Consider the following 20,726-nt stretch of genomic DNA (forward strand, 5'->3'; position numbering starts at 1 on the left):
CAGATGCTCAAGGGTCATGCGCAATCACGCGAAGAGCTGCAGGCTTCTTTGAAGGCTGGTCTTAGCGAGGGGCTGGTTCTGACGGATGCGGCAGAAATGGTCCGCTACTGCCGCGACTGGCATGGCGATGTCTCAAGCAGTGCCGTTGCCGTCATTCGCCCACGTAATGTTGAAGACGTTGCCGCGACCGTGCGGCTCTGCGCAGAGCTTGGCCTCGCCATTGTCCCCCAGGGCGGCAATACCGGTCTCGTTCTTGGTGGCGTGCCCGATGCGCCGGATCACCAGATCGTTCTCAGCCTTGAGCGCATGAATGCCATTCGCGCCATCGATACGGATGATTTTTCCGCCGTGGTGGAGGCTGGCTGCATCCTGTCGGAATTCAAGGATGCGGTGCAGGAAAAGGGCATGTTCTTTCCGCTGTCTCTCGGCGCGCAAGGATCCTGCCGCATCGGCGGCAACGTTTCGACCAATGCCGGCGGCATCAATGTGCTGCGTTATGGCATGACGCGCGAATTGGTGCTCGGTCTCGAAGTTGTTCTTGCGGATGGGACGATCTGGAACGGGCTGTCGACGCTTCGCAAGGACAATCGCGGCATCGATCTCAAGCAGCTTTTCATCGGCGCGGAAGGAACGCTTGGCATCATCACCGCCGTCTCGGTCAAGCTCTATCCCAACCCCGAGCATGTCGAGACCGCGCTTCTCGGATTGAACTCGCTCGATGATGCGATCAAGCTCTATCGCCGCGCCCGTCGTGAGTGCTGCGATCTGATGTCGGCTTTCGAGTTCATGCCGCCGGTCGCCTTCACGCTTGCCATGGAAGCCATTCCGGATCTGAAAATGCCGATCGCCGGCGATTATGCCGCCTATGTGCTGATGGAGATTTCAGGCTCTGGTCTGGTCGATACCAGCGATCTGATGAGCCGCTTTCTCGAAGGTGTGATGGAAGACGGGCTGGTGCTCGATGGCGTCATCGCCTCTTCGCGCGCTCAGGCGCAATCACTCTGGATGTTCCGCGAAGGCATGAATGAGGGCCAGGCGCTGCGCGGTGCCCATATGCGCACCGATATCTCCGTGCCGCTGTCGCGCCTTGCCGAATTCGTTGCAGAAGCGGAGGCGGAATTGGCCAAGGATCTGCCGGAATGCCTGGCGGTATCCTACGGTCATGTGGGAGACGGCAATGTGCATCTCAACGTGCTTCCGCCCAACGGCAGCACGCGTGAGGAGCGGGACCGTGACATCTACAAGGCGAAGGTCATCGTCAACGCCGTGCTAGACCGTTACGCCGGCAGCATCAGTGCCGAGCACGGGATCGGCCGCTTGAAGCGCGGGGATTTCGAAAGCCGTCTCGCGCCCGTCCAGCGGGAGATGATCGAGCGGCTGAAAGCCGCCTTCGATCCGGAGCTTCGCATGAATCCCGGTTGCCAGCTTGCCCTACAAGCGGCTAGCTAGAAGAATGAAAGTGCGCCGTCCTTCGGCGTTCATGTCCACCAGGAGCCATCATGACGCTGGAGTTCAGCCAGATTCACCGCACCGATCATCTTCCTGGCCGGATCGCCGCGGAGATCGCGCGTGAGATCAATGATGGAAAGCTGAAAGCCGGCGACAAGCTGCCGACCGAGCATGCGCTGTCCAAGACGTTCGGCGTCAGCCGTTCGGTCGTGCGCGAAGCCATCGCCCAGCTTCGCAATGAGGGCGCGGTCGAAACACGTCAGGGGGTCGGGGCCTTCGTCAGCGATCCGCGTCATCGCGTATCGATCCGTATCGAGCGCTCCAAGCTGACTGATCCCGACAAATTCCGCGATCTCTTCCAATTGCGTTTGCCGTTGGAGATCGAGGCTGCCGGTCTTGCCGCCGTCAACCGCACGCCGGAACAGTTGAGCCGGCTGGAGGCGGCGCTCAACAATATGCGCAATGCGCCGGATTGGGACAAGGACGGTATTCCTGCCGATCTCGATTTTCATCGCACCTTGGCAGAGGCGACGCAGAACGACTATTTCTCGATGTTTCTCGGCTTTATCGCCGAGCGGATCAGCTCGGCGATAAAGGTCGCCTTTTCACGCGCGGTCTTCGGCGAAATCCTGGAAACGACCATCCAGGAGCATGTGCCGATCTATGAGGCCATTGCTGCGTCCGATGCGGCGGCCGCGCGCGCCGCCATGCGCGCCCATCTGGTGGGTGCCGCGAAACGCTTGAATCTTGAGATGGAAATCTACGAATAGGCCTTTCGCGCCGGCGCGATTGGTCCTGCCCGCCACGGGCTGTGAATTTCCTCAAAAATTCGGCGTCTGGCAGGCTGGACTAAGGCCTTTTCTCATACTAAGAAGATTGACGTATTCAGGTTGTCAGACATCCAGACAATATAATTGCTGTGGAGGCAGTGGTCGGATGGGCTGAAAGTGGGAGGGATCAAGCTTGGTCGAAATCAGGACTGTCGATGCTGCTGCAATTTTGCCGGAAGATCATCGGGATGCGATCCTGATTGGTCGCGTCTGGTCCAAGAGCGAAGACGGCCCATGTCCGGTCCTGTTGAAGGATGGCGTTCTCTACGATCTCTCCAAGCTAGCGCCGACCGTCTCGGAACTGCTCGAAAAGCACGATCTCGTCGATCGTCTCTCCGACACGCTGCAGTTTGCAGCGCTCGGTGCCTTTGAAGCCTTTCTTGATGGCTCCGCCGGACAGTTGCTTTCGCCAAACGATATTCAGGCCGTGAAGGCGGCTGGCGTCACCTTCGCCGACAGCATGCTGGAACGTGTCATCGAAGAACAGGCCAAGGGCGATCCGCAGCGTGCGCAGGACATTCGCGGCCGTCTGGCTCCAGTGCTTGGCGATAGCCTCAAGGGTGTCGAGGCGGGCTCCGAAAAGGCTGCCGAGGTCAAGCGCCTGCTGCAGGAAATGGGCCTCTGGTCGCAATATCTGGAAGTCGGTATCGGCCCTGATGCGGAGATTTTCTCCAAGGCGCAGCCCATGTCATCCGTCGGCTGCGGCTCGCTGATTGGCGTTCATCCCAAGTCGCAGTGGAACAATCCTGAACCGGAAGTGGTGCTTGCCGTCACCTCCGATGGCCGCATCGTCGGCGCGGCCCTTGGCAATGACGTCAACCTGCGCGATTTCGAAGGGCGCTCCGCCCTGCTGCTGAGCAAGGCGAAGGACAACAACGCGTCCTGCTCCATCGGCCCGTTCATCCGTCTTTTCGACGGCAAGTTCACACTGGACGACGTGAAGCAGGCGCAGATTTCGCTGCTCGTTGAAGGCGAAGACGGGTTCACCATGACGGGCGTCAGCCCGATGCAGGCAATCAGCCGCACGCCCGAAAATCTGGTGTCGCAGCTTTTGAACCGCGATCACCAGTATCCGGATGGTGCGGTTTTCTTTCTCGGCACGATGTTTGCTCCGGTCAAGGATCGTCATGGTCCAGGTCTCGGCTTCACCCATGCCAAGGGCGACCGCGTGGAAATCTCAAGCCCGAAATTGGGCAAGCTGATCAACTGGGTGGCCAGCACATCCGATTGTCCGGAATGGACCTTCGGCACGACGGCATTGATGCGCAATCTCGCAAAGCGCGGGCTTCTATAACGTCCGTCGCGGGCGAGCGATCTCGCTGACGCGACACGCATATCCACAGGCTTAAAACGTTGCGCGCGCGCCTCTTTGTGTTCGCGCCGCTTCGGATCATTCTCGGGAGGGGAAAGATGCAGAAAGTCATCAATCTTTTTTACCGCATCCTCGAGACCATTCTCGTCGCGCTTCTTGCAGGCATGGCAATCATGGTCTTCGTCAATGTGGTCATGCGCTACACCATGAATTCCGGCATCAACGTCTCGGAAGAACTGGCGCGCTATTTCTTCGTCTGGATCACCTTCATCGGTGCGGTCGTCACCTTCCGCGAAAACAGCCATATGGGCATCGAAACGCTGGTGATGTTCCTGTCGCGGCGCTGGCGCATTTTCTGCATGATCCTGTCCAACATCATCATTCTTCTGTGCTCGGCGATCTTCTTCTGGGGAACGTGGAAGCAGTCCGCCATCAATGCCAGCATGCATGCGCCGGTCACCGGCCTGTCGATGATCTGGGTCTATGGTGTTGGCATGTTCACCGGCGGAATCATGTTCATCATCGCGCTCGAACGGCTGTACCGGTTTCTGACCGGCAAGGTTCGCGAAGACGAGATTGCCGCCTTTGCCGGTGAAAATCTCACCATCGAACAGCTGTCGGAGCGCTGACACATGACACTTCTCGTTTTTGTCGGCTCGCTTCTCGGCGCCATGGCCATCGGCGTTCCCGTTGCCTTCTCGCTGATGTTCTGCGGCGTCGTGCTGATGTGGTACATGGGCATGTTCAATACGGCGATCATCGCCCAGAACATGATCTCCGGTGCCGATACCTTCACGCTGCTTGCCATTCCCTTCTTCATCCTGGCCGGTGAATTGATGAATTCCGGCGGTCTGTCGCGCCGCATCATCGACTTTGCGATTGCGCTGGTCGGCCATATTCGCGGCGGTCTCGGCATCGTTGCCATCGTCGCCGCCATCATCATGGCGTCGATCTCCGGTTCGGCGGCGGCGGATACCGCCGCACTCGCGGCGATCCTGATCCCGATGATGGCGAAGGCCGGTTACAATATTCCGCGTTCCGGTGGTCTGATCGCGGCAGGTGGCATCATCGCCCCCGTCATTCCGCCGTCGATGGCCTTTATCGTCTTCGGTGTTGCGGCAAACGTGTCGATCACCCAGCTCTTCCTCGCTGGTATCGTGCCCGGCATCCTGATGGGCGCATCCTTGATCATCGCCTGGCTCATTGTCGTGCGCAAGGACAACGTCCAGCCGCTGCCGAAAACGACGGCAAAGGAACGCCTGGTCGCGACGGGCCGTGCGGGATGGGCGCTCGGCATGCCGGTCATCATTCTCGGCGGCATCAAGGCCGGTATCATGACGCCGACGGAAGCCGCCGTCATTGCTGCGGCTTACGCACTCTTTGTCGGCATGGTCATCTACCGCGAATTGAAGCCTGCCGATCTGTGGCATGTGCTGCTTCGGGCTGCCAAGAGCACATCGATCATCATGTTCCTGGTTGCCGCAGCACTTGTTTCTGCCTGGCTGATCACCGCTGCCAATATCCCGGCGGAGGTTGCCGGCTTCATCGAACCGCTGATCGACCGTCCGATGCTCTTGATGGCGGTGATCATGGTGCTGGTCTTCATCGTCGGCACTGCGCTCGATCTGACGCCCACCATCCTGATCCTGACGCCTGTCCTGATGCCGATCGTCAAGCAGGCGGGCATCGATCCGGTCTATTTCGGCGTGCTCTTCATCATCAACAATGCCATCGGCCTCATCACGCCGCCAGTCGGTGTTGTCCTCAATGTGGTTTCGGGTGTCGGGCGCATCCCGCTCGGCAAGGTCACGGTCGGCGTCTGGCCGTTCCTGGTCGCCGAAACCATCGTGCTGGCCCTTCTGGTGATCTTTCCGCAGATCGTCATGGTGCCGCTGCAATATCTACGGTGAGGGGTATCCCTTCACCCGATCACTTTTGCGGTCGTAAAGCCGCATACATCTTGACTGGAAATGCTCAATTCCAAGGGAGGAAACCATGAGAAAGCTACTTCTACTCACGACAGCCATCGCCTTCACCGCCGGTGCCGCCGCACCCGCTTTTGCCGAATACAACAGTCGGATGATCCGCGTGTCGAACGGCATCAACCAGGATCACCCGGTCGGCAACGGCATCAAGGCCATGCAGTCCTGCCTCGACGAGAAGACCGGCGGCAAGCTGAAGATGACCGCATTCTGGGGCGGCGCTCTCGGTGGTGACTTGCAGGCCACCCAGGCTCTGCGTTCTGGCGTTCAGGAAGCGGTCGTCACATCGTCCTCACCACTCGTCGGCCTGATTCCGGCACTCGGCGTGTTCGATCTGCCCTTCCTTTTCTCCAACACGAAGGAAGTCGATGCCGTTCTGGACGGCGAGTTCGGCGACATGATGAACAAGAAGCTGGAAGAGCAGGGCCTCGTCAATCTGGCCTACTGGGAAAACGGCTTCCGCAATCTCTCCAACTCCAAGCGCGCGGTTGACAAGTGGGAAGACTTCTCCGGCTTGAAGGTCCGGGTGATGCAGAACAACATCTTCCTCGACACCTTCCAGAACCTCGGCGCCAATGCAACGCCGATGGCCTTTGGTGAAGTGTTCTCCGCACTTGAGACCAACGCGATCGACGCACAGGAAAACCCCTATGTGACGATCGATACCTCGAAGTTCTACGAAGTGCAGAAGTTCGTCACCGAGACGAACCACGCCTACACGCCGTTCCTCTTCCTCTTCTCCAAGCCGATCTTCGACAGCTACACGCCCGAAGAGCAGACAGCTCTGCGCGAATGCGCGATCGTTGGTCGTGACGAAGAGCGCAAGGTCATCCGCGCGCTTAACCAGAAGTCGCTCGACAAGATCAAGGAAGCTGGTCTCAAGGTGAACGTTCTGTCTGCCGAAGAGCAGGCGCGTATCCGCGAAAAGTCCGCGGTCGTCTACGAAAAGCACAAGGCTGAAATTGGTGCGGATGTCGTTGACGGCATTCAGGCCAAGCTCAAGGAAGTGCGCGCTCAGTAATTTGCGCTAAGATAAATACCGAAACGCCCGGTGACAGATCGTCGCCGGGCGTTTTTGTTTCTCAGGACATGTCAGGCGCTCATAAAGGCCTCAAGCCGCTGCAGGCCTGTTCTGGCGGTTCTCGATCAGATCATCGACGACCGCGGGATCGGCGAGCGTCGAGGTGTCGCCAAGGGCACCGAAATCGTCTTCGGCGATCTTGCGCAGGATGCGGCGCATGATCTTGCCGGAGCGGGTTTTCGGCAGGCCGGGAGCGAACTGGATCTTGTCCGGCGTTGCCACAGGGCCGATCTCATCGCGCACATGCTTGACGAGTTCGGCGCGCAGCGCTTCGTCGCCGGTCTTGCCCGCCATCAACGTCACATAGCAATAGATGCCCTGTCCCTTGATATGGTGCGGATAGCCGACCACGGCCGCCTCCGAAACGGCGCTGTGCGAGACGAGCGCCGATTCCACCTCTGCGGTTCCAAGACGATGGCCGGAGACGTTCAGCACGTCATCGACGCGGCCGGTGATCCAGTAATAGCCATCCTCGTCACGACGGCAGCCATCGCCGGTGAAGTACTTTCCCTTATAGGTGGAGAAGTAGGTCTCGATGAAGCGCTGATGATCGCCATAGACGGTGCGCGCCTGGCCTGGCCAGCTGTCGGTGATGCAAAGATTGCCGTCGGCCGGACCTTCCAGCACCTTGCCCTCGGCATCCACCAGTTCCGGCTTGACGCCGAAGAAGGGGCGGGTGGCCGAGCCGGGCTTCAGATCGGTGGCACCGGGCAGCGGTGAAATCAGAATGCCGCCGGTTTCCGTCTGCCACCATGTGTCGACGATCGGGCTCTTGTCCTCGCCAACGACATGATAATACCACTCCCAGGCTTCCGGGTTGATCGGCTCGCCGACCGTGCCGAGAAGGCGGATGCTGGAACGCTCGGACCGTTTGACGAACTCGTCGCCGGCGCCCATCAACGACCGAAGCGCGGTGGGTGCCGTGTAGAAGATGTTGACCTTGTGCTTATCGATAACTTCCCAGAAACGTCCCTGGTCGGGGAAGTTCGGGACACCTTCGAACATCAGCGTCGTGGCACAGTTGGCAAGCGGTCCATAGACGATATAGGAGTGGCCCGTTACCCAGCCGACATCGGCCGTACACCAGTAGATGTCGCCATCCTTGTAGTCGAAGACATATTCATGCGTCATCGACACATAGACGAGATAGCCGCCAGTCGTGTGCAGCACACCCTTCGGCTTGCCGGTGGAGCCCGATGTATAGAGAATGAAGAGCGGGTCTTCCGCCCTCATCTTCACCGGCTCGCAATGGGGTTTCACGTTTGCGGTTTCCTGGTGGTACCAAAGGTCGCGACCGGGCGCCCAGTTGGTCTTGCCGCCCGTGCGGCGCACGACCAGAACCTTGTTGACGATGACGTGCTGGCGCGCGGCGATATGGATCGCCTTGTCGGTGTTTTCCTTGAGCGGAATGGGCTTGCCGCCACGAACGCCTTCATCGCAGGTGATGACGAAGGTGGACTGGCAGTCGACGATTCGGCCGGCCAGCGCTTCGGGAGAGAAACCGCCAAAGACGACGGAATGGATGGCACCGATGCGGGCGCAGGCGAGCATCGCATAGGCCGCTTCCGGGATCATCGGCATATAGATGGTGACGCGGTCGCCCTTCTTGACGCCGTGCTTTTTCAGCACATTGGCGAGGCGGCAGACGGCGTCATAGAGCTGGTTGTAGGTGATCTTCTTGTCGATATAGGGATTGTCACCTTCCCAGATGATCGCGGTGCGTTCGCCATGCGTCTTCAGGTGGCGGTCGATACAGTTGTAGGAGACGTTGGTCAGGCCGTCCTCGAACCATTTGATCGGCACCTTGCCCTTGAAGGAGGTGTTCTTGACCTTGGTGTATGGCTTGAACCAGTCGATCCGCTTACCGTGCTTGCCCCAGAATTTCTCCGGATCTTCCACGCTGTCCTGATACCATTTCAGATAGCGGTCATTGTCGATCAGAGTGCCGGTTTTGGCCGATTTGAGAACCGGGTAGATCTTCGCAGACATGAACTCCTCCTCATGCAGATTGTCTTTTTAAGTCTGGAGACTCCTGTCCTCCAGTCATGTGTCCAATTCATAACAGGTTGGTGACATCCGGCAATTAGACAAAGGTCATTTGTTTCTCGAACAATTGCAATTCTGATGCAATCCGGTTATAGAGCGGTCATATTCCCGGAAATCAGTGGTTTCATTCCACGCCCGCGACACCGGCGCGGACGCTCAGAAGGATTGTATCTATGGCTCAAACACTGCTCATGCCGAAAGCGACGGCCGTCTGGCTGGTCGACAACACGGCGCTGTCGTTCGATCAGATTGCCACGTTCTGCAAGCTTCATCCGCTTGAGGTCAAGGCAATCGCCGATGGTGAAGCAGCGCAGGGCATCAAAGGTCTCGATCCGATCGCAACAGGTCAGCTTTCCCGCGACGAAATCCAACGCGCCGAAGGCAACCCGAACCACAAGCTGAAGCTTTCCGAGCCGAAGGTTCGCGTTCCAGAATCCAAGCGCCGTGGCCCGCGTTACACGCCGGTGTCCAAGCGTCAGGACCGTCCGAATGCCATTCTCTGGCTGGTGCGCAACCACCCAGAACTGAAGGACGCGCAGATTTCGCGTCTCGTCGGCACCACCAAGTCGACCATCGAGCAGATCCGTGACCGTACCCACTGGAACGCCGCAAACCTGACACCGATGGACCCGGTCACGCTTGGCCTCTGCAGCCAGATCGACCTCGACCTCGAAGTCGAACGCGCATCGCGCGGTCGCCCGCTTCCCACCCAGGAAGAACTGGATGCGACCTTGCAGCCTGCAAGCACCACCGAAAAGCTCGGCTTCAACTATGAGCGCGAAGAAGAAAAAGAAATCGACGCCAACGCCGTTTTCGCCAAGCTCTCCTCGCTCAAGTCTACCCGGAAGGATGAAGACGAGGACGACAACTACTAACAGTCTATCCAATAATCGCCGTTGGCCGCCTGCAAATGGCAATTTCTGTGCTTCCGGTGCTCACGTACTTTAAGTACGCTGCGCTCCGGTTCTCGAAATCACCATTTTCGTCAGACCAACAGCAATTCTTGAACAGACTGTAAGGCGTCTGGTCGGTCCTGATACTGCCCGCATCCAGAATGCACCTATTGAAGCCCCGGTTTGCGCCGGGGCTTTTTGCTTTCTGCCGTTCGAGCAAACTGCACAAAGAAAAACCTCCGCAGCGCAGGGCTGCGGAGGTCAATCTGAAATCATCACGTCTTTTTTGTCTTATGCGTGGTTCATCTGTCGCTGCGGCATGTTGATAGATGGCACACCGGTCTTTTCGTCGTCGTTGACAAGGCCACTTGCTCTGAGCAGCGAGGTGAAGCGGCCACCGCGCAGACTGAGTTCATCGAAGGTACCCTTCTCGATGATCCGGCCATTGTCCATGAACAGCACCAGATCGGCGTCGCGGACAGTCGACAGACGGTGCGCAATGATGAAGGTGGTGCGATCCTTGCGCAGCGCATCGACGGCGTCCTTCACACGCGCTTCGGTTTCCACGTCGAGCGCACTCGTCGCTTCGTCCAGAACCAGGATCGGCGCATTCTTCAGAACCGCACGGGCAATGGCGATACGCTGGCGCTCACCACCGGAGAGACGGTTGCCGCGCTCACCCACCTGCGTCATGTAGCCGTTCAGTCTGCTGTCGATGAAGTCGGTCGCAGCCGCCGCAGTTGCGGCCTGGACGATTTCATCGTCGGTTGCCGAATCGCGACCCAGACGGATGTTGTCGCGGATCGAGCGGTTCAGAAGGCCGGCATCCTGGAACACGGTTGCAATCGAGCTTCTGAGCGACTGGCGCGTCACCGTCGAGATGTCGATGCCGTCCACGAGGATCTGGCCGGAGCTTGGGTCATAAACACGCTGCAATAGATTGATGAGCGTGGTCTTGCCTGCACCCGTCGGACCGACGATAGCCACCGTCTCGCCGGCATTGGCGACGAAGGAGACGTCGTGCACGCCCTGCTTGGTGTTGGCAAAGCCGAAATTGACGTTGCGGAATTCGACCGTGCCTTCGACGTGACCAAGTTCGCGAGCCGAATTCGGTTCTTCACGCTCCTGGACGGAATCTTCCAACTTGAAGAAGTCCTCGAGCTTGGCGCGGGCTTCGAAAATCTGGCTGACGAAGGCGCGCATCTGGTCGAGGCGGCCGATCAGCAGGTTGGCGAAGCCGATAAAGGCAATGACGTCGCCGACACGAAGCTCGCCATTCTTCACCAGGATCGTACCGATGACGAGGATGATCATCATCGACAGCGTCGAGGCCGTGCGGTTCAGCGCGCTGGCGAAAGCCCACCAGTCGAGAACCGGGTACTGGGCGCTCAGCAGGCGCTCGGTGAAGGACTTCAGAGCCTTGGTTTCCGCTTCGATGCGGTTGTAGCTGTGCAGCACCGAGACGTTGCTGATGGAGTCGCTCACATGGGCAAAAACGGTGTGATAGTGCTCCTCGACCGAGGCCTGGCCTTCCTTCGTGCGGTTCATCACCCACTTGCCGATAAACCAGTAGAAAATACCAAGGCCCACCAGCACGAAGCTCAGGCGAACGTCCATCGAGAAGGCAGTCGGGATCAGCAGCGCGACGGCAACGAAAGTTGCCAAATGCGTGCGCATGAATTCGAGCCAGAGGCCGAACAGCGTTTCGCTGGCGCGCAGCAGTGTGTGCAGCGCGTTGGAGGTGCCGCGCTGATGATGCCACGAAAGCGGCATGGAAATGATGCGGCCGAAGGCTTCTGTCAGAAGCGAGGCGCGGCGCCCATGGGCAAGCCGGTCCGCCTCACGCGCCACGGCAACGTAAGCCACTGTATTGAAGAGGCCGAACGCACCCCAAAGAATGAGGATGTTGGTTGGAACGGACCCTGTCGACAGCGCATCGATGATCTTGCCGAACAAAACCGGCTCAGCGATGGTGATTGCCGCAAGAATAACGTTTGCAACAACGACGATCGTGACCCGCCATTTGTTGGTTGCAAGGTAGCGCAGGGCGCGCGTGTAAACTTGAAACAGTGTCAATTTCCAAATCCCGTCTTCATGTCAGTCCTGCCCTTTGGGGCGAAACCCTTACCTTCAACGACAAGGGCGATTGCGGGCTATGCAAGCAGTTGTTTTATCGCTCTTTCTACATGAATGGGCGCTTAACGCCGGGGCTTTTGAAGCGAGACTCGAAAAAAATCGCGTTCTGCACGATCTGAATATTTTGGATTGTCAAATCGGTCTATTTCGCGGAAAAGTTTTAGTGCATGACACGTTGCTTGATTACAAATTTGCCGCGTTCGAACCTGGCTGCTAAGGGGTGCGAAAGACATACCCCCTGCAAGGTTCGTGGTCTTTTTTATTGCCAGGATCTATTTTGAGATGCAGACCCTATTTACGTTCCTGGATACCCATGCAGAGCCAATGGGTCTGGATGAATTTCTCTCTTCTTTCCAGCAGGTTATAAGCCAGTACGGGTTTGACTATTATCGTATTTTCCGACGCGCCGTCCGGCGGGCCGCGGTCAAGGATGTGGTGCTGGCGCAGCAGCAGCCCGAGGGTTGGTCGGCGATTTACGACGCGAAGAAGTATAGGGAGGTCGATCCCATCGAGCGATCGCTCTGTCTGTTGCAAAAGCCGGTGAGGTGGCGGGATGCAGTGTGCCTTCTTCCGCAGGCGACGCATCGCAAACGTGCGGCGAAACTTTTTCAGGATGCGGCTCGGCATGGATTGCGGGAAGGCTATGCTTTTCCAATTCACGGGCGCAACGGCATGCTGGGTGGCGTTGTTATCAGCGGCCTTGGCTGCCATCTGACGGAACGTGAACTGGCGATCTTCGATGCGGTCATGCGTGTCACGTTCTGGCGTGTTGCGGATTTGACCGGACACTCGGAAGATTTGCTTTCCTCTCCGGATCTTTCGGTGGCGCAGCTGACGCGCCGGGAGCGCGATGTGCTGACGCTACTGGCGCTCGGCAACACATCGCCGGAGATCGGCAAGGCCCTTTCGATCACCAGTCATACGGTGGATTGGTACCTCAGCGGTATCCAGCGCAAGCTTGGTGCGCGAAACCGCCAGCATGTCGTGGCGCTTGCGTTTCGCTGCGGCTTGATTGGTTGACGCATTCAGACGCGCGGACCAGAACCGGGATGATGAAAATCGTCCTTTCCAACATGCGGTTTTGCTGCTTAATTCCGCGGTGCAGCATGTTGGAGTGCTCATAAGGTTCTTGGGAGGCCGTTTTGAAGATATCGAAAATTCTCGTTGCCAATCGTTCGGAGATCGCAATCCGCGTATTTCGCGCCGCCAACGAGCTCGGTATAAAAACGGTCGCCATCTGGGCGGAAGAGGACAAGTTGTCCCTCCATCGCTTCAAGGCGGATGAAAGCTACCAGGTCGGACGCGGTCCGCATCTTGCCAAGGATATGGGTCCGATCGAGAGCTATCTGTCGATCGAGGAAGTGATCCGCGTCGCTAAGCTCTCGGGCGCTGACGCCATCCACCCAGGCTATGGCCTGCTGTCGGAAAGCCCTGAATTTGTCGACGCCTGCGATGCCGCCGGCATTACCTTCATCGGCCCGCGCCCGGCAACCATGCGCCAGCTAGGCAACAAGGTGGCCGCCCGCAATCTGGCGATTTCGGTTGGTGTGCCGGTTGTTCCGGCGACCGAGCCTCTGCCAGATGATCTTGCGCAAGTGGAACGCATGGCCGAGGAGATCGGCTACCCGGTGATGCTGAAAGCCTCCTGGGGCGGCGGCGGTCGCGGCATGCGCGCCATTCGCAAAAAGGAAGATCTGGCGCGCGAAGTCACCGAAGCCAAGCGCGAAGCCAAGGCGGCCTTCGGCAAGGACGAAGTCTATCTGGAAAAGCTGGTGGAACGCGCCCGCCACGTGGAAAGCCAGATCCTTGGCGACACGCATGGCAATGTCGTCCATCTCTTCGAGCGTGACTGCTCCATCCAGCGGCGTAACCAGAAGGTGGTTGAGCGCGCGCCAGCGCCCTACCTGTCGGAATCGCAGCGCCAGGAGCTTGCCAATTATTCGCTGAAGATCGCAGCCGCGACGAATTACATCGGCGCCGGCACGGTCGAGTATCTGATGGACGCCGATACCGGCAAGTTCTACTTCATCGAGGTCAATCCGCGCATCCAGGTGGAGCACACGGTAACCGAAGTCGTCACCGGCATCGATATCGTCAAGGCGCAAATCCACATTCTCGAGGGTGCAGCCATCGGCACGCCCGAATCCGGCGTGCCTGAGCAGAAGGACATCCGTCTCAACGGTCACGCGCTTCAGTGCCGCATCACCACGGAAGATCCCGAGCACAATTTCATTCCCGATTACGGTCGCATCACGGCCTATCGTTCGGCCTCGGGCTTCGGCATTCGTCTGGATGGCGGCACGTCCTATAGCGGCGCCGTCATCACCCGCTATTACGATCCGCTGCTCGTCAAGGTTACTGCATGGGCGCCAAAGCCGGATGAGGCGATCAGCCGTATGGACCGCGCGCTGCGCGAATTCCGCATCCGCGGCGTGGCGACCAACCTCACCTTCCTGGAAGCGATCATCGGTCATGAAAGCTTCCGCAACAACACCTACACGACACGCTTCATCGACTCGACGCCGGAGCTCTTCGCCCAGGTAAAGCGTCAGGACCGCGCCACCAAGCTTCTGACCTATCTCGCCGACGTCACCGTCAACGGTCACCCGGAAACCAAGGGTCGCGCCACGCCGTCCGACAAGGCCGTCAAGCCTGTCGTGCCCTATATCGAAGCACCGACGCCGGACGGTACGAAGCAGTTGCTGGACAGTTTGGGTCCGAAGGGTTTTGCCGACTGGATGCGCAACGAAAAGCGCGTCCTCGTCACCGACACCACCATGCGCGATGGTCACCAGTCGCTTCTGGCGACGCGCGTTCGCACCCATGACATCGCCCGCGTGGCAAGCGTCTATGCCAAGGCGCTGCCGCAGCTTCTGTCGCTGGAGTGCTGGGGCGGTGCGACCTTCGACGTCTCCATGCGCTTCCTGACCGAAGACCCGTGGGAGCGTCTGGCGCTGATCCGCGAAGGCGCGCCGAATCTGCTTCTGCAGATGCTTCTGCGCGGCGCCAATGGCGTCGGCTACAAGAACTACCCGGACAACGTCGTCAAATATTTCGTCCGTCAGGCGGCAAAGGGTGGGGTCGATCTCTTCCGCGTCTTCGACTGCCTGAACTGGGTCGAAAACATGCGCGTCTCGATGGATGCGATCGCCGAGGAGAACAAGCTTTGCGAGGCGACGATCTGCTACACGGGCGACCTGCTGAATTCGGCGCGGCCGAAATACGATCTCAAATATTACACCAATCTTGCGGCTGAGCTTGAAAAGGCCGGCGCCCATATCATCGCCGTCAAGGACATGGCGGGTCTTCTGAAGCCTGCCGCCGCGAAGGTTCTGTTCAAGGCCCTGCGTGAAGCAACCGGCCTTCCGATCCATTTCCACACGCATGATACGTCGGGCATTGCTGCCGCCACCGTGCTCGCCGCAGTCGACGCGGGCGTGGATGCCGTGGATGCGGCGATGGATGCCTTCTCCGGCACCACCTCTCAGCCCTGCCTTGGTTCGATCGTCGAGGCGTTGTCCGGTTCGGAACGCGACACCGGTCTCGATGCGGAGTGGATCCGTCGCATCTCCTTCTACTGGGAAGCGGTGCGCAACCAGTATGTGGCCTTCGAAAGCGATCTCAAGGGCCCGGCATCCGAAGTCTATCTGCACGAAATGCCAGGCGGCCAGTTCACCAACCTCAAGGAACAGGCGCGGTCCCTCGGTCTTGAAAGCCGTTGGCATGAGGTGGCGCAGGCCTATGCCGATGCCAACAAGATGTTCGGCGATATCGTCAAGGTCACGCCATCCTCCAAGGTGGTCGGCGACATGGCGCTGATGATGGTCAGCCAGGATCTGACGGTGGCCGATGTCGAAAACCCGGAAAGGGAAGTTTCCTTCCCGGACTCGGTCGTCTCCATGCTCAAGGGCGATCTCGGCCAATCGCCGGGCGGCTGGCCTGAAGCGCTGCAGAAGAAGGCCTTGAAGGGCGAGAAGCCGTATACGGTTCGTCCCGGCTCGCTTCTGGAAGATGCCGACCTCGATGCGGAGCGCAAGGCGATCGAAACCAAGCTGGAGCGTCCGGTCGATGATTTCGAGTTTGCCTCCTATCTGATGTATCCGAAGGTCTTTACCGATTTCGCGCTCGCTTCGGAAACCTACGGGCCGGTCTCGGTGCTGCCGACCCATGCTTACTTCTACGGCATGGAAGACGGCGAGGAGTTGTTTGCCGATATCGAACGCGGCAAGACCCTCGTCATCGTCAACCAGGCGTCTTCGGGTGTCGACGACAAGGGCATGGTCACCATCTTCTTTGAGATCAACGGCCAGCCGCGCCGCATCAAGGTGCCGAACCGTGCCCATGGTGCCAGTGGCTCGGCTGCCCGCCGCAAGGCAGAGCCGGGGAACGCCGCCCATGTCGGCGCGCCGATGCCGGGCGTTATCTCCCGCGTCTTCGCCAATGCCGGCCAGGATGTGAAGGCGGGCGACGTTCTGGTCTCCATCGAAGCGATGAAGATGGAAACGGCACTGCATGCCGAGCGGGACGGCAAAATCGCCGAAGTCCTCGTACGGCCAAGTGACCAGATCGACGCCAAGGATCTGCTGGTCGTCTACGCCGAGTAACGAAGCGACATCAAGTGTTACGAGAATGCCCGCCACCGTGCGGGCATTTCCGCTTGTGGATAAGCCCTTTGGCATATATGCGTGTTTGTGCACGATTTCACATGTTGGTGCCGAATGTCCAAAATCGACCACTTCGTCAGCGAGCGTCAGACGCTGATCTTCGCCGAGTTGCAGAGCAAGGGCCGCGTTCTTGCGCAGGATCTCGCCCAGGCTTTCGATGTCTCGGAAGACACGATCCGGCGCGATCTTCGCGATATGGCAGGGCGTGGCCTTTGCGAGCGCGTCTATGGCGGGGCCCTGATATCCGGTGGCAAGACGGTGCCGCTCAGCCACCGCGTGACGGATATGCAGGACCGCAAGGATGTGCTCGGCCGGGCGGCGGCGGCGTGCATCGCATCGAAAATGACGATCTTTCTCGACGCCGGCTCCACCAATCTTGCCATCGCCCGTCACCTGCCGAAGGGCGCGGGGCTGACCGTCATCACCAATACGCCGGTGATCGCGGCGGAACTGTCCGGCCGCGCCGATCTGGAGCTGATCGTGGTCGGCGGGCGAATTGATCCCGCCGTCGGTGCCGCCATCGATACAATGGCGATCTCTCAGCTGGAGGATATGCGACCCGACCTCTGCATCCTCGGTGTCTGCGGCATGACGGCTGATGGCGGGCTGTCCGCCGATATCTATCAGGACGCGACCTTCAAGCGGCTGGCCTGCAAGGCGAGTGCGAGAACCTTGGCGGCGATCACCACCGAGAAGCTTGGTATGGGCGCGGCCTTCCATGTGGCGGCGCTCAGCCCCGATCTCACCCTTGTTCTGGAAGGCGATGCGGATGAGGCTTTCGTTCGCGATCTCCGGAGACAAAATCTCGACATTCATCTTGCCGGGCGTGACGCCCGTGCCTCATCCCATCCGCATTCACCGAAGGACCAGCTCGCATGACCGGCTCCCCGATGTCCGTCTCCACCGCCCGCACCCCCTATATGACGAAAAACCGCTTCGGCGTCTCTTTGCTGTTCCTGATGAACGGCTTCATGATGGGCTCCTGGGCGCCGATGATTCCCGAATTTGCCAAGCGCCTTTCGCTGAGTGAGGCTGAGCTTGGGCTTGTCATTCTCGTCTTTGGTCTTGGCTCGCTGTCCTGCATGCCGGTTGCCGGTTCGCAGATCGCCCGCATCGGGTCGCGCTCCGTGACGCTCTTCTGCGCCGCCATCTTCGTGCCGACACTGCTTCTCATCACTCTCTCCAACACCGTCTGGGCGGGCGTCATCACTGTCTTTCTTTTCGGCGGTCTGACGGGCGCCATGGATGTGGCGATGAATGCCAATGCCGTTGCGGTGGAGCGCGGCATGCTGCGTGCCATCATGTCGTCATGCCACGCCTTCTGGAGCCTTGGCGGACTGATTGGCGCGGGCCTTGGCGGTCTGCTCATCACCAAGATCGGCATTTATGGCCATGCCGTTGCGCTCACCATCATCGCTGCAGCCCTTCTTGCGGTTGCCTGGCCGCGCGTCATGGTGGATCGTCCGCACCCTGAAGAAGAACGGCCAAAGGGTGGCTTGCCGCTTACACCGCTGCCCTGGATCATCGGCCTCATGGCGCTGTTTTCCATGGTGCCAGAGGGTGCGGTCCTCGATTGGGGGGCGCTCTATCTGCGCAACGAGCTTGGCGCATCGGTTGCCGTTTCGGGCTTTGCTTTCGCGGCCTTCTCGCTGACCATGGCGGTCATGCGCTTTGCGGGCGACCTGGTGCGCGAGCGTCTCGGCGCCGTGCGCACCTTGCAAGTCTGCTCGGCCCTGTCGATCATCGGTCTTCTGATTGCGGGTGCTGCCGGAAACGCCTTCATTGCCATTATCGGCTTTGCCATTGCCGGTATCGGCATCTCCAACATGGTGCCGATTGCTTTTTCCGCTGCCGGCAACATGCCGGGGCTGGCGCCTGGCATCGGCCTCTCCGTTGTGACAACCATGGGCTATTCCGGCATTCTGGTCGCGCCCTCGGCCATTGGCTTCATTGCCGAACATACCGGGCTTGCGACCGTGTTCCTCTTCATTCCGCTTCTGCACGTGGTCGTGCTGCTGCTCTCCAGGCTTGCTCGTCATGCCGACGGGGCTAGCGGTCACTGAGCCACGCCAATCATTCCGGCCGTCCGGAGCGCTTGCAATCGCTAAGGAAGCGCTCTCGTTTTGGGTCGGGTGTGAGACGGGCTCGAATTTCGCCACGATTGCGGTAAAATAAAGCAGGGCGCGCAAAAGTGTGAAGCGGTTTTGCGATAACGCCATGCGAACAAGAAGACCGTAAAGTGTGAGAGCGAAGCGACACGCTTTGACAGTTGACTGCTTCGATGTTGACAAGGCGCCCGCCTTGATCCACCTGAATGATGACCCTCACCGCAGTTGCAGAGACCATGATGAACGCACACGCCGATTACGATCCGAAGCCCCGCCGCGCCTCCGTTGCCGTCGATGTCGGTGGCGTGATCGTCGGTGGCGGTGCGCCGGTCGTGGTGCAATCCATGACCAATACGGACACGGCCGATATCGATGCGACGGTCCAGCAGGTTGCAGCCCTTCATCGCGCGGGCTCGGAGATCGTCCGCATCACCGTGGATCGGGATGAGAGCGCTGCCGCCGTTCCGAAAATCCGCGACCGCCTGTTGCGGCTTGGCATGGATGTGCCGCTCGTCGGTGACTTTCACTATATCGGCCACAAGTTGCTCGCCGATCATCCGGCCTGTGCCGAGGCTCTGGCGAAATACCGCATCAATCCCGGCAATGTCGGCTTCAAGGACAAGAAGGACAAGCAGTTCGGCGACATCATCGAGATGGCGATCCGCTACGACAAGCCGGTGCGCATCGGCGTCAACTGGGGTTCGCTCGATCAGGAACTGCTGACGAGCCTCATGGACAAGAACAAGGATGCCGGTTTTCCGCTATCCGCCCGTCAGGTCACGCGCGAAGCCATCGTCCAGTCGGCGCTGATTTCCGCCGAGCTTGCCGAAGAGATCGGCCTGCCGCGCAACCGTATCATTCTTTCCGCCAAGGTCAGCCAGGTTCAGGATCTGATCGCGGTCTATTCGATGCTGTCGGAGCGCTCCGACCACGCGCTGCATCTCGGCCTTACCGAAGCCGGCATGGGTTCCAAGGGCATCGTCGCCTCGTCGGCTGCCATGGGTTATGTGCTGCAGCAGGGCATTGGCGATACGATCCGGGTGTCGCTGACACCAGAGCCGAATGGCGATCGCACCCGCGAAGTGCAGGTGGCGCAGGAACTGTTGCAGGTCATGGGCTTTCGCCAGTTTATTCCCGTGGTTGCCGCCTGTCCGGGATGCGGGCGCACGACGTCGACCGTCTTCCAGGAACTGGCGCAGAACATCCAGAACGATATTCGCAAGAACATGCCGGTCTGGCGTGAGAAATATCCAGGCGTCGAAGCGCTGAACGTTGCCGTCATGGGCTGCATCGTCAACGGACCGGGCGAAAGCAAGCATGCCGATATCGGCATTTCGCTGCCGGGAACCGGCGAGAGCCCTTCCGCACCCGTCTTTATCGATGGCGAAAAGGCGTTGACCTTGCGCGGTCCGAACATCGCCTCGGACTTCGAGGCGCTTGTCATCGACTATATCGAAAAACGTTTTGGCCAAAAGGACGCGGCGGAGTGAGTCTCGACCGTGAAAATGCCCGAATCGCTGTGTCTTACCTCCCGAAACTCACGGAGCAATGATTTCCAATGATCAAGAAGTTTGCTGTTCTTGCGCTTGCCGCAACTTACCTTTCCGCCTGCACCACGACCGACCCCTACACGGGTGAGCAGAAGGTCTCCAACATGGCGGGCGGTGCAGGGCTTGGCGCGCTGGCCGGTGCGGTTGGCGGTCTGGCGATCGGCGGCGGCAACAAGGGCCGCAACGCGCTGATCGGTGCTGGTATCGGCGCGCTCGCCGGCGGGGCGATCGGCGGCTATATGGACAATCAGGAAGCCGAGCTTCGCCAGCAGTTGCAGGGTACCGGCGTCTCTGTCACGCGCCGTGGCGACAGCATCGTGCTCAACATGCCGTCCAACATCACCTTTGCGACGGACCAGGATCAGGTGATCCCTCCATTCTACCCGACGCTGAATTCGGTCGCGATCGTTCTGAACAAGTTCAACAAGACCTATATCGACGTCAACGGCTTCACCGACTCCACCGGCAGCCTGAACCACAATCAGCTCCTGTCGCAGCGCCGCGCCGCCTCGGTTGCCAACTACCTCGCAAGCCAGGGTGTCGATCAGCGCCGCATGTCCACCATGGGCTTCGGCCCGTCGCAGCCGGTGGCATCCAACGCCACGCCGGATGGCCGCGCCCAGAACCGCCGCGTGGAAGTGCTGATCTCGCCGCTGACACAGAACGGCTAAGACG

At 59.4% G+C, this 20,726-nt stretch carries 15 protein-coding genes; 13 read left to right on the plus strand and 2 right to left on the minus strand.

The genetic code is table 11. The features are described from left to right. Window positions 1–3: 3 nt before the first annotated feature. The 6 genes from AC07U5_RS01705 to AC07U5_RS01730 all read left to right on the plus strand — a co-directional run bounded on the left by AC07U5_RS01705 (window position 4) and on the right by AC07U5_RS01730 (window position 6,594). The gene (locus tag AC07U5_RS01705; RefSeq protein WP_494722124.1) at window positions 4–1,449 is read left to right on the plus strand and encodes an FAD-binding oxidoreductase; all 1,446 of its coding nucleotides are present in this window, start codon (window positions 4–6) and stop codon (window positions 1,447–1,449) included. A gap of 50 nt (window positions 1,450–1,499) precedes the next feature. Continuing rightward, window positions 1,500–2,219 (plus strand): FadR/GntR family transcriptional regulator, encoded by a 720-nt coding sequence (locus AC07U5_RS01710; RefSeq protein WP_062424780.1) that lies wholly within the window; start codon window positions 1,500–1,502, stop codon window positions 2,217–2,219. A 193-nt stretch (window positions 2,220–2,412) separates the two neighbouring features. Further along, window positions 2,413–3,573 carry a fumarylacetoacetate hydrolase family protein gene (locus tag AC07U5_RS01715; RefSeq protein ID WP_494722125.1) on the plus strand — a complete coding sequence of 387 codons (1,161 nt, stop codon included), beginning with the start codon at window positions 2,413–2,415 and terminating at the stop codon, window positions 3,571–3,573. 116 nt (window positions 3,574–3,689) lie between these two features. Further along, window positions 3,690–4,220: a TRAP transporter small permease gene (locus AC07U5_RS01720; protein ID WP_062424782.1), complete on the plus strand. Its 531-nt coding sequence runs from the start codon at window positions 3,690–3,692 to the stop codon at window positions 4,218–4,220. Window positions 4,221–4,223: 3 nt separating this feature from the next. After that, on the plus strand, window positions 4,224–5,501 hold the full coding sequence (locus AC07U5_RS01725; RefSeq protein ID WP_062424783.1) for a TRAP transporter large permease: 1,278 nt from the start codon (window positions 4,224–4,226) through the stop codon (window positions 5,499–5,501). A gap of 85 nt (window positions 5,502–5,586) precedes the next feature. Beyond that, window positions 5,587–6,594 (plus strand): TRAP transporter substrate-binding protein, encoded by a 1,008-nt coding sequence (locus AC07U5_RS01730; RefSeq protein ID WP_494722126.1) that lies wholly within the window; start codon window positions 5,587–5,589, stop codon window positions 6,592–6,594. Between the two features lie 90 nt (window positions 6,595–6,684). Here the strand turns inward: AC07U5_RS01730 and acs are convergent, their stop codons facing one another. Further along, entirely contained in the window at window positions 6,685–8,643 is a 1,959-nt protein-coding gene (acs, locus tag AC07U5_RS01735) for an acetate--CoA ligase (RefSeq protein WP_427928346.1), read from the minus strand. A gap of 230 nt (window positions 8,644–8,873) precedes the next feature. On the opposite strand from acs, the gene AC07U5_RS01740 reads away from it, so the two are divergent. Continuing rightward, complete coding sequence (locus AC07U5_RS01740) at window positions 8,874–9,575, plus strand: DUF1013 domain-containing protein (protein ID WP_062424786.1); 702 nt, start codon at window positions 8,874–8,876, stop codon at window positions 9,573–9,575. 309 nt (window positions 9,576–9,884) lie between these two features. Here AC07U5_RS01740 and AC07U5_RS01745 read toward each other — a convergent pair whose 3' ends face one another. Beyond that, window positions 9,885–11,669 (minus strand): glucan ABC transporter ATP-binding protein/ permease, encoded by a 1,785-nt coding sequence (locus AC07U5_RS01745; protein WP_062424787.1) that lies wholly within the window; start codon window positions 11,667–11,669, stop codon window positions 9,885–9,887. 342 nt (window positions 11,670–12,011) lie between these two features. On the opposite strand from AC07U5_RS01745, the gene AC07U5_RS01750 reads away from it, so the two are divergent. The 6 genes from AC07U5_RS01750 (at window position 12,012) to AC07U5_RS01775 (ending at window position 20,722) form a co-directional block, all read left to right on the plus strand. Further along, window positions 12,012–12,749, plus strand: a complete 738-nt coding sequence (locus tag AC07U5_RS01750) for a helix-turn-helix transcriptional regulator (RefSeq protein ID WP_144622692.1) — start codon at window positions 12,012–12,014, stop codon at window positions 12,747–12,749. A gap of 122 nt (window positions 12,750–12,871) precedes the next feature. Then, window positions 12,872–16,333, plus strand: coding sequence for a pyruvate carboxylase (pyc, locus tag AC07U5_RS01755; RefSeq protein ID WP_062424789.1), 3,462 nt, complete (start codon window positions 12,872–12,874; stop codon window positions 16,331–16,333). Window positions 16,334–16,447: 114 nt separating this feature from the next. After that, window positions 16,448–17,272, plus strand: coding sequence for a DeoR/GlpR family DNA-binding transcription regulator (locus AC07U5_RS01760; RefSeq protein ID WP_494722127.1), 825 nt, complete (start codon window positions 16,448–16,450; stop codon window positions 17,270–17,272). Continuing rightward, window positions 17,269–18,456 (plus strand): MFS transporter, encoded by a 1,188-nt coding sequence (locus AC07U5_RS01765; RefSeq protein WP_494722128.1) that lies wholly within the window; start codon window positions 17,269–17,271, stop codon window positions 18,454–18,456. The genes AC07U5_RS01760 and AC07U5_RS01765 overlap by 4 nt, the downstream gene beginning before the upstream one ends. Window positions 18,457–18,740: 284 nt before the next feature. Beyond that, complete coding sequence (gene ispG, locus AC07U5_RS01770) at window positions 18,741–19,991, plus strand: flavodoxin-dependent (E)-4-hydroxy-3-methylbut-2-enyl-diphosphate synthase (protein WP_062424814.1); 1,251 nt, start codon at window positions 18,741–18,743, stop codon at window positions 19,989–19,991. A gap of 68 nt (window positions 19,992–20,059) precedes the next feature. Next, window positions 20,060–20,722, plus strand: a complete 663-nt coding sequence (locus AC07U5_RS01775) for a YiaD family glycine zipper/OmpA-like lipoprotein (RefSeq protein ID WP_062424792.1) — start codon at window positions 20,060–20,062, stop codon at window positions 20,720–20,722. Window positions 20,723–20,726 lie beyond the last annotated feature (4 nt).

Source organism: Agrobacterium sp. GW821-FHT02D03 (genome assembly GCF_059421725.1).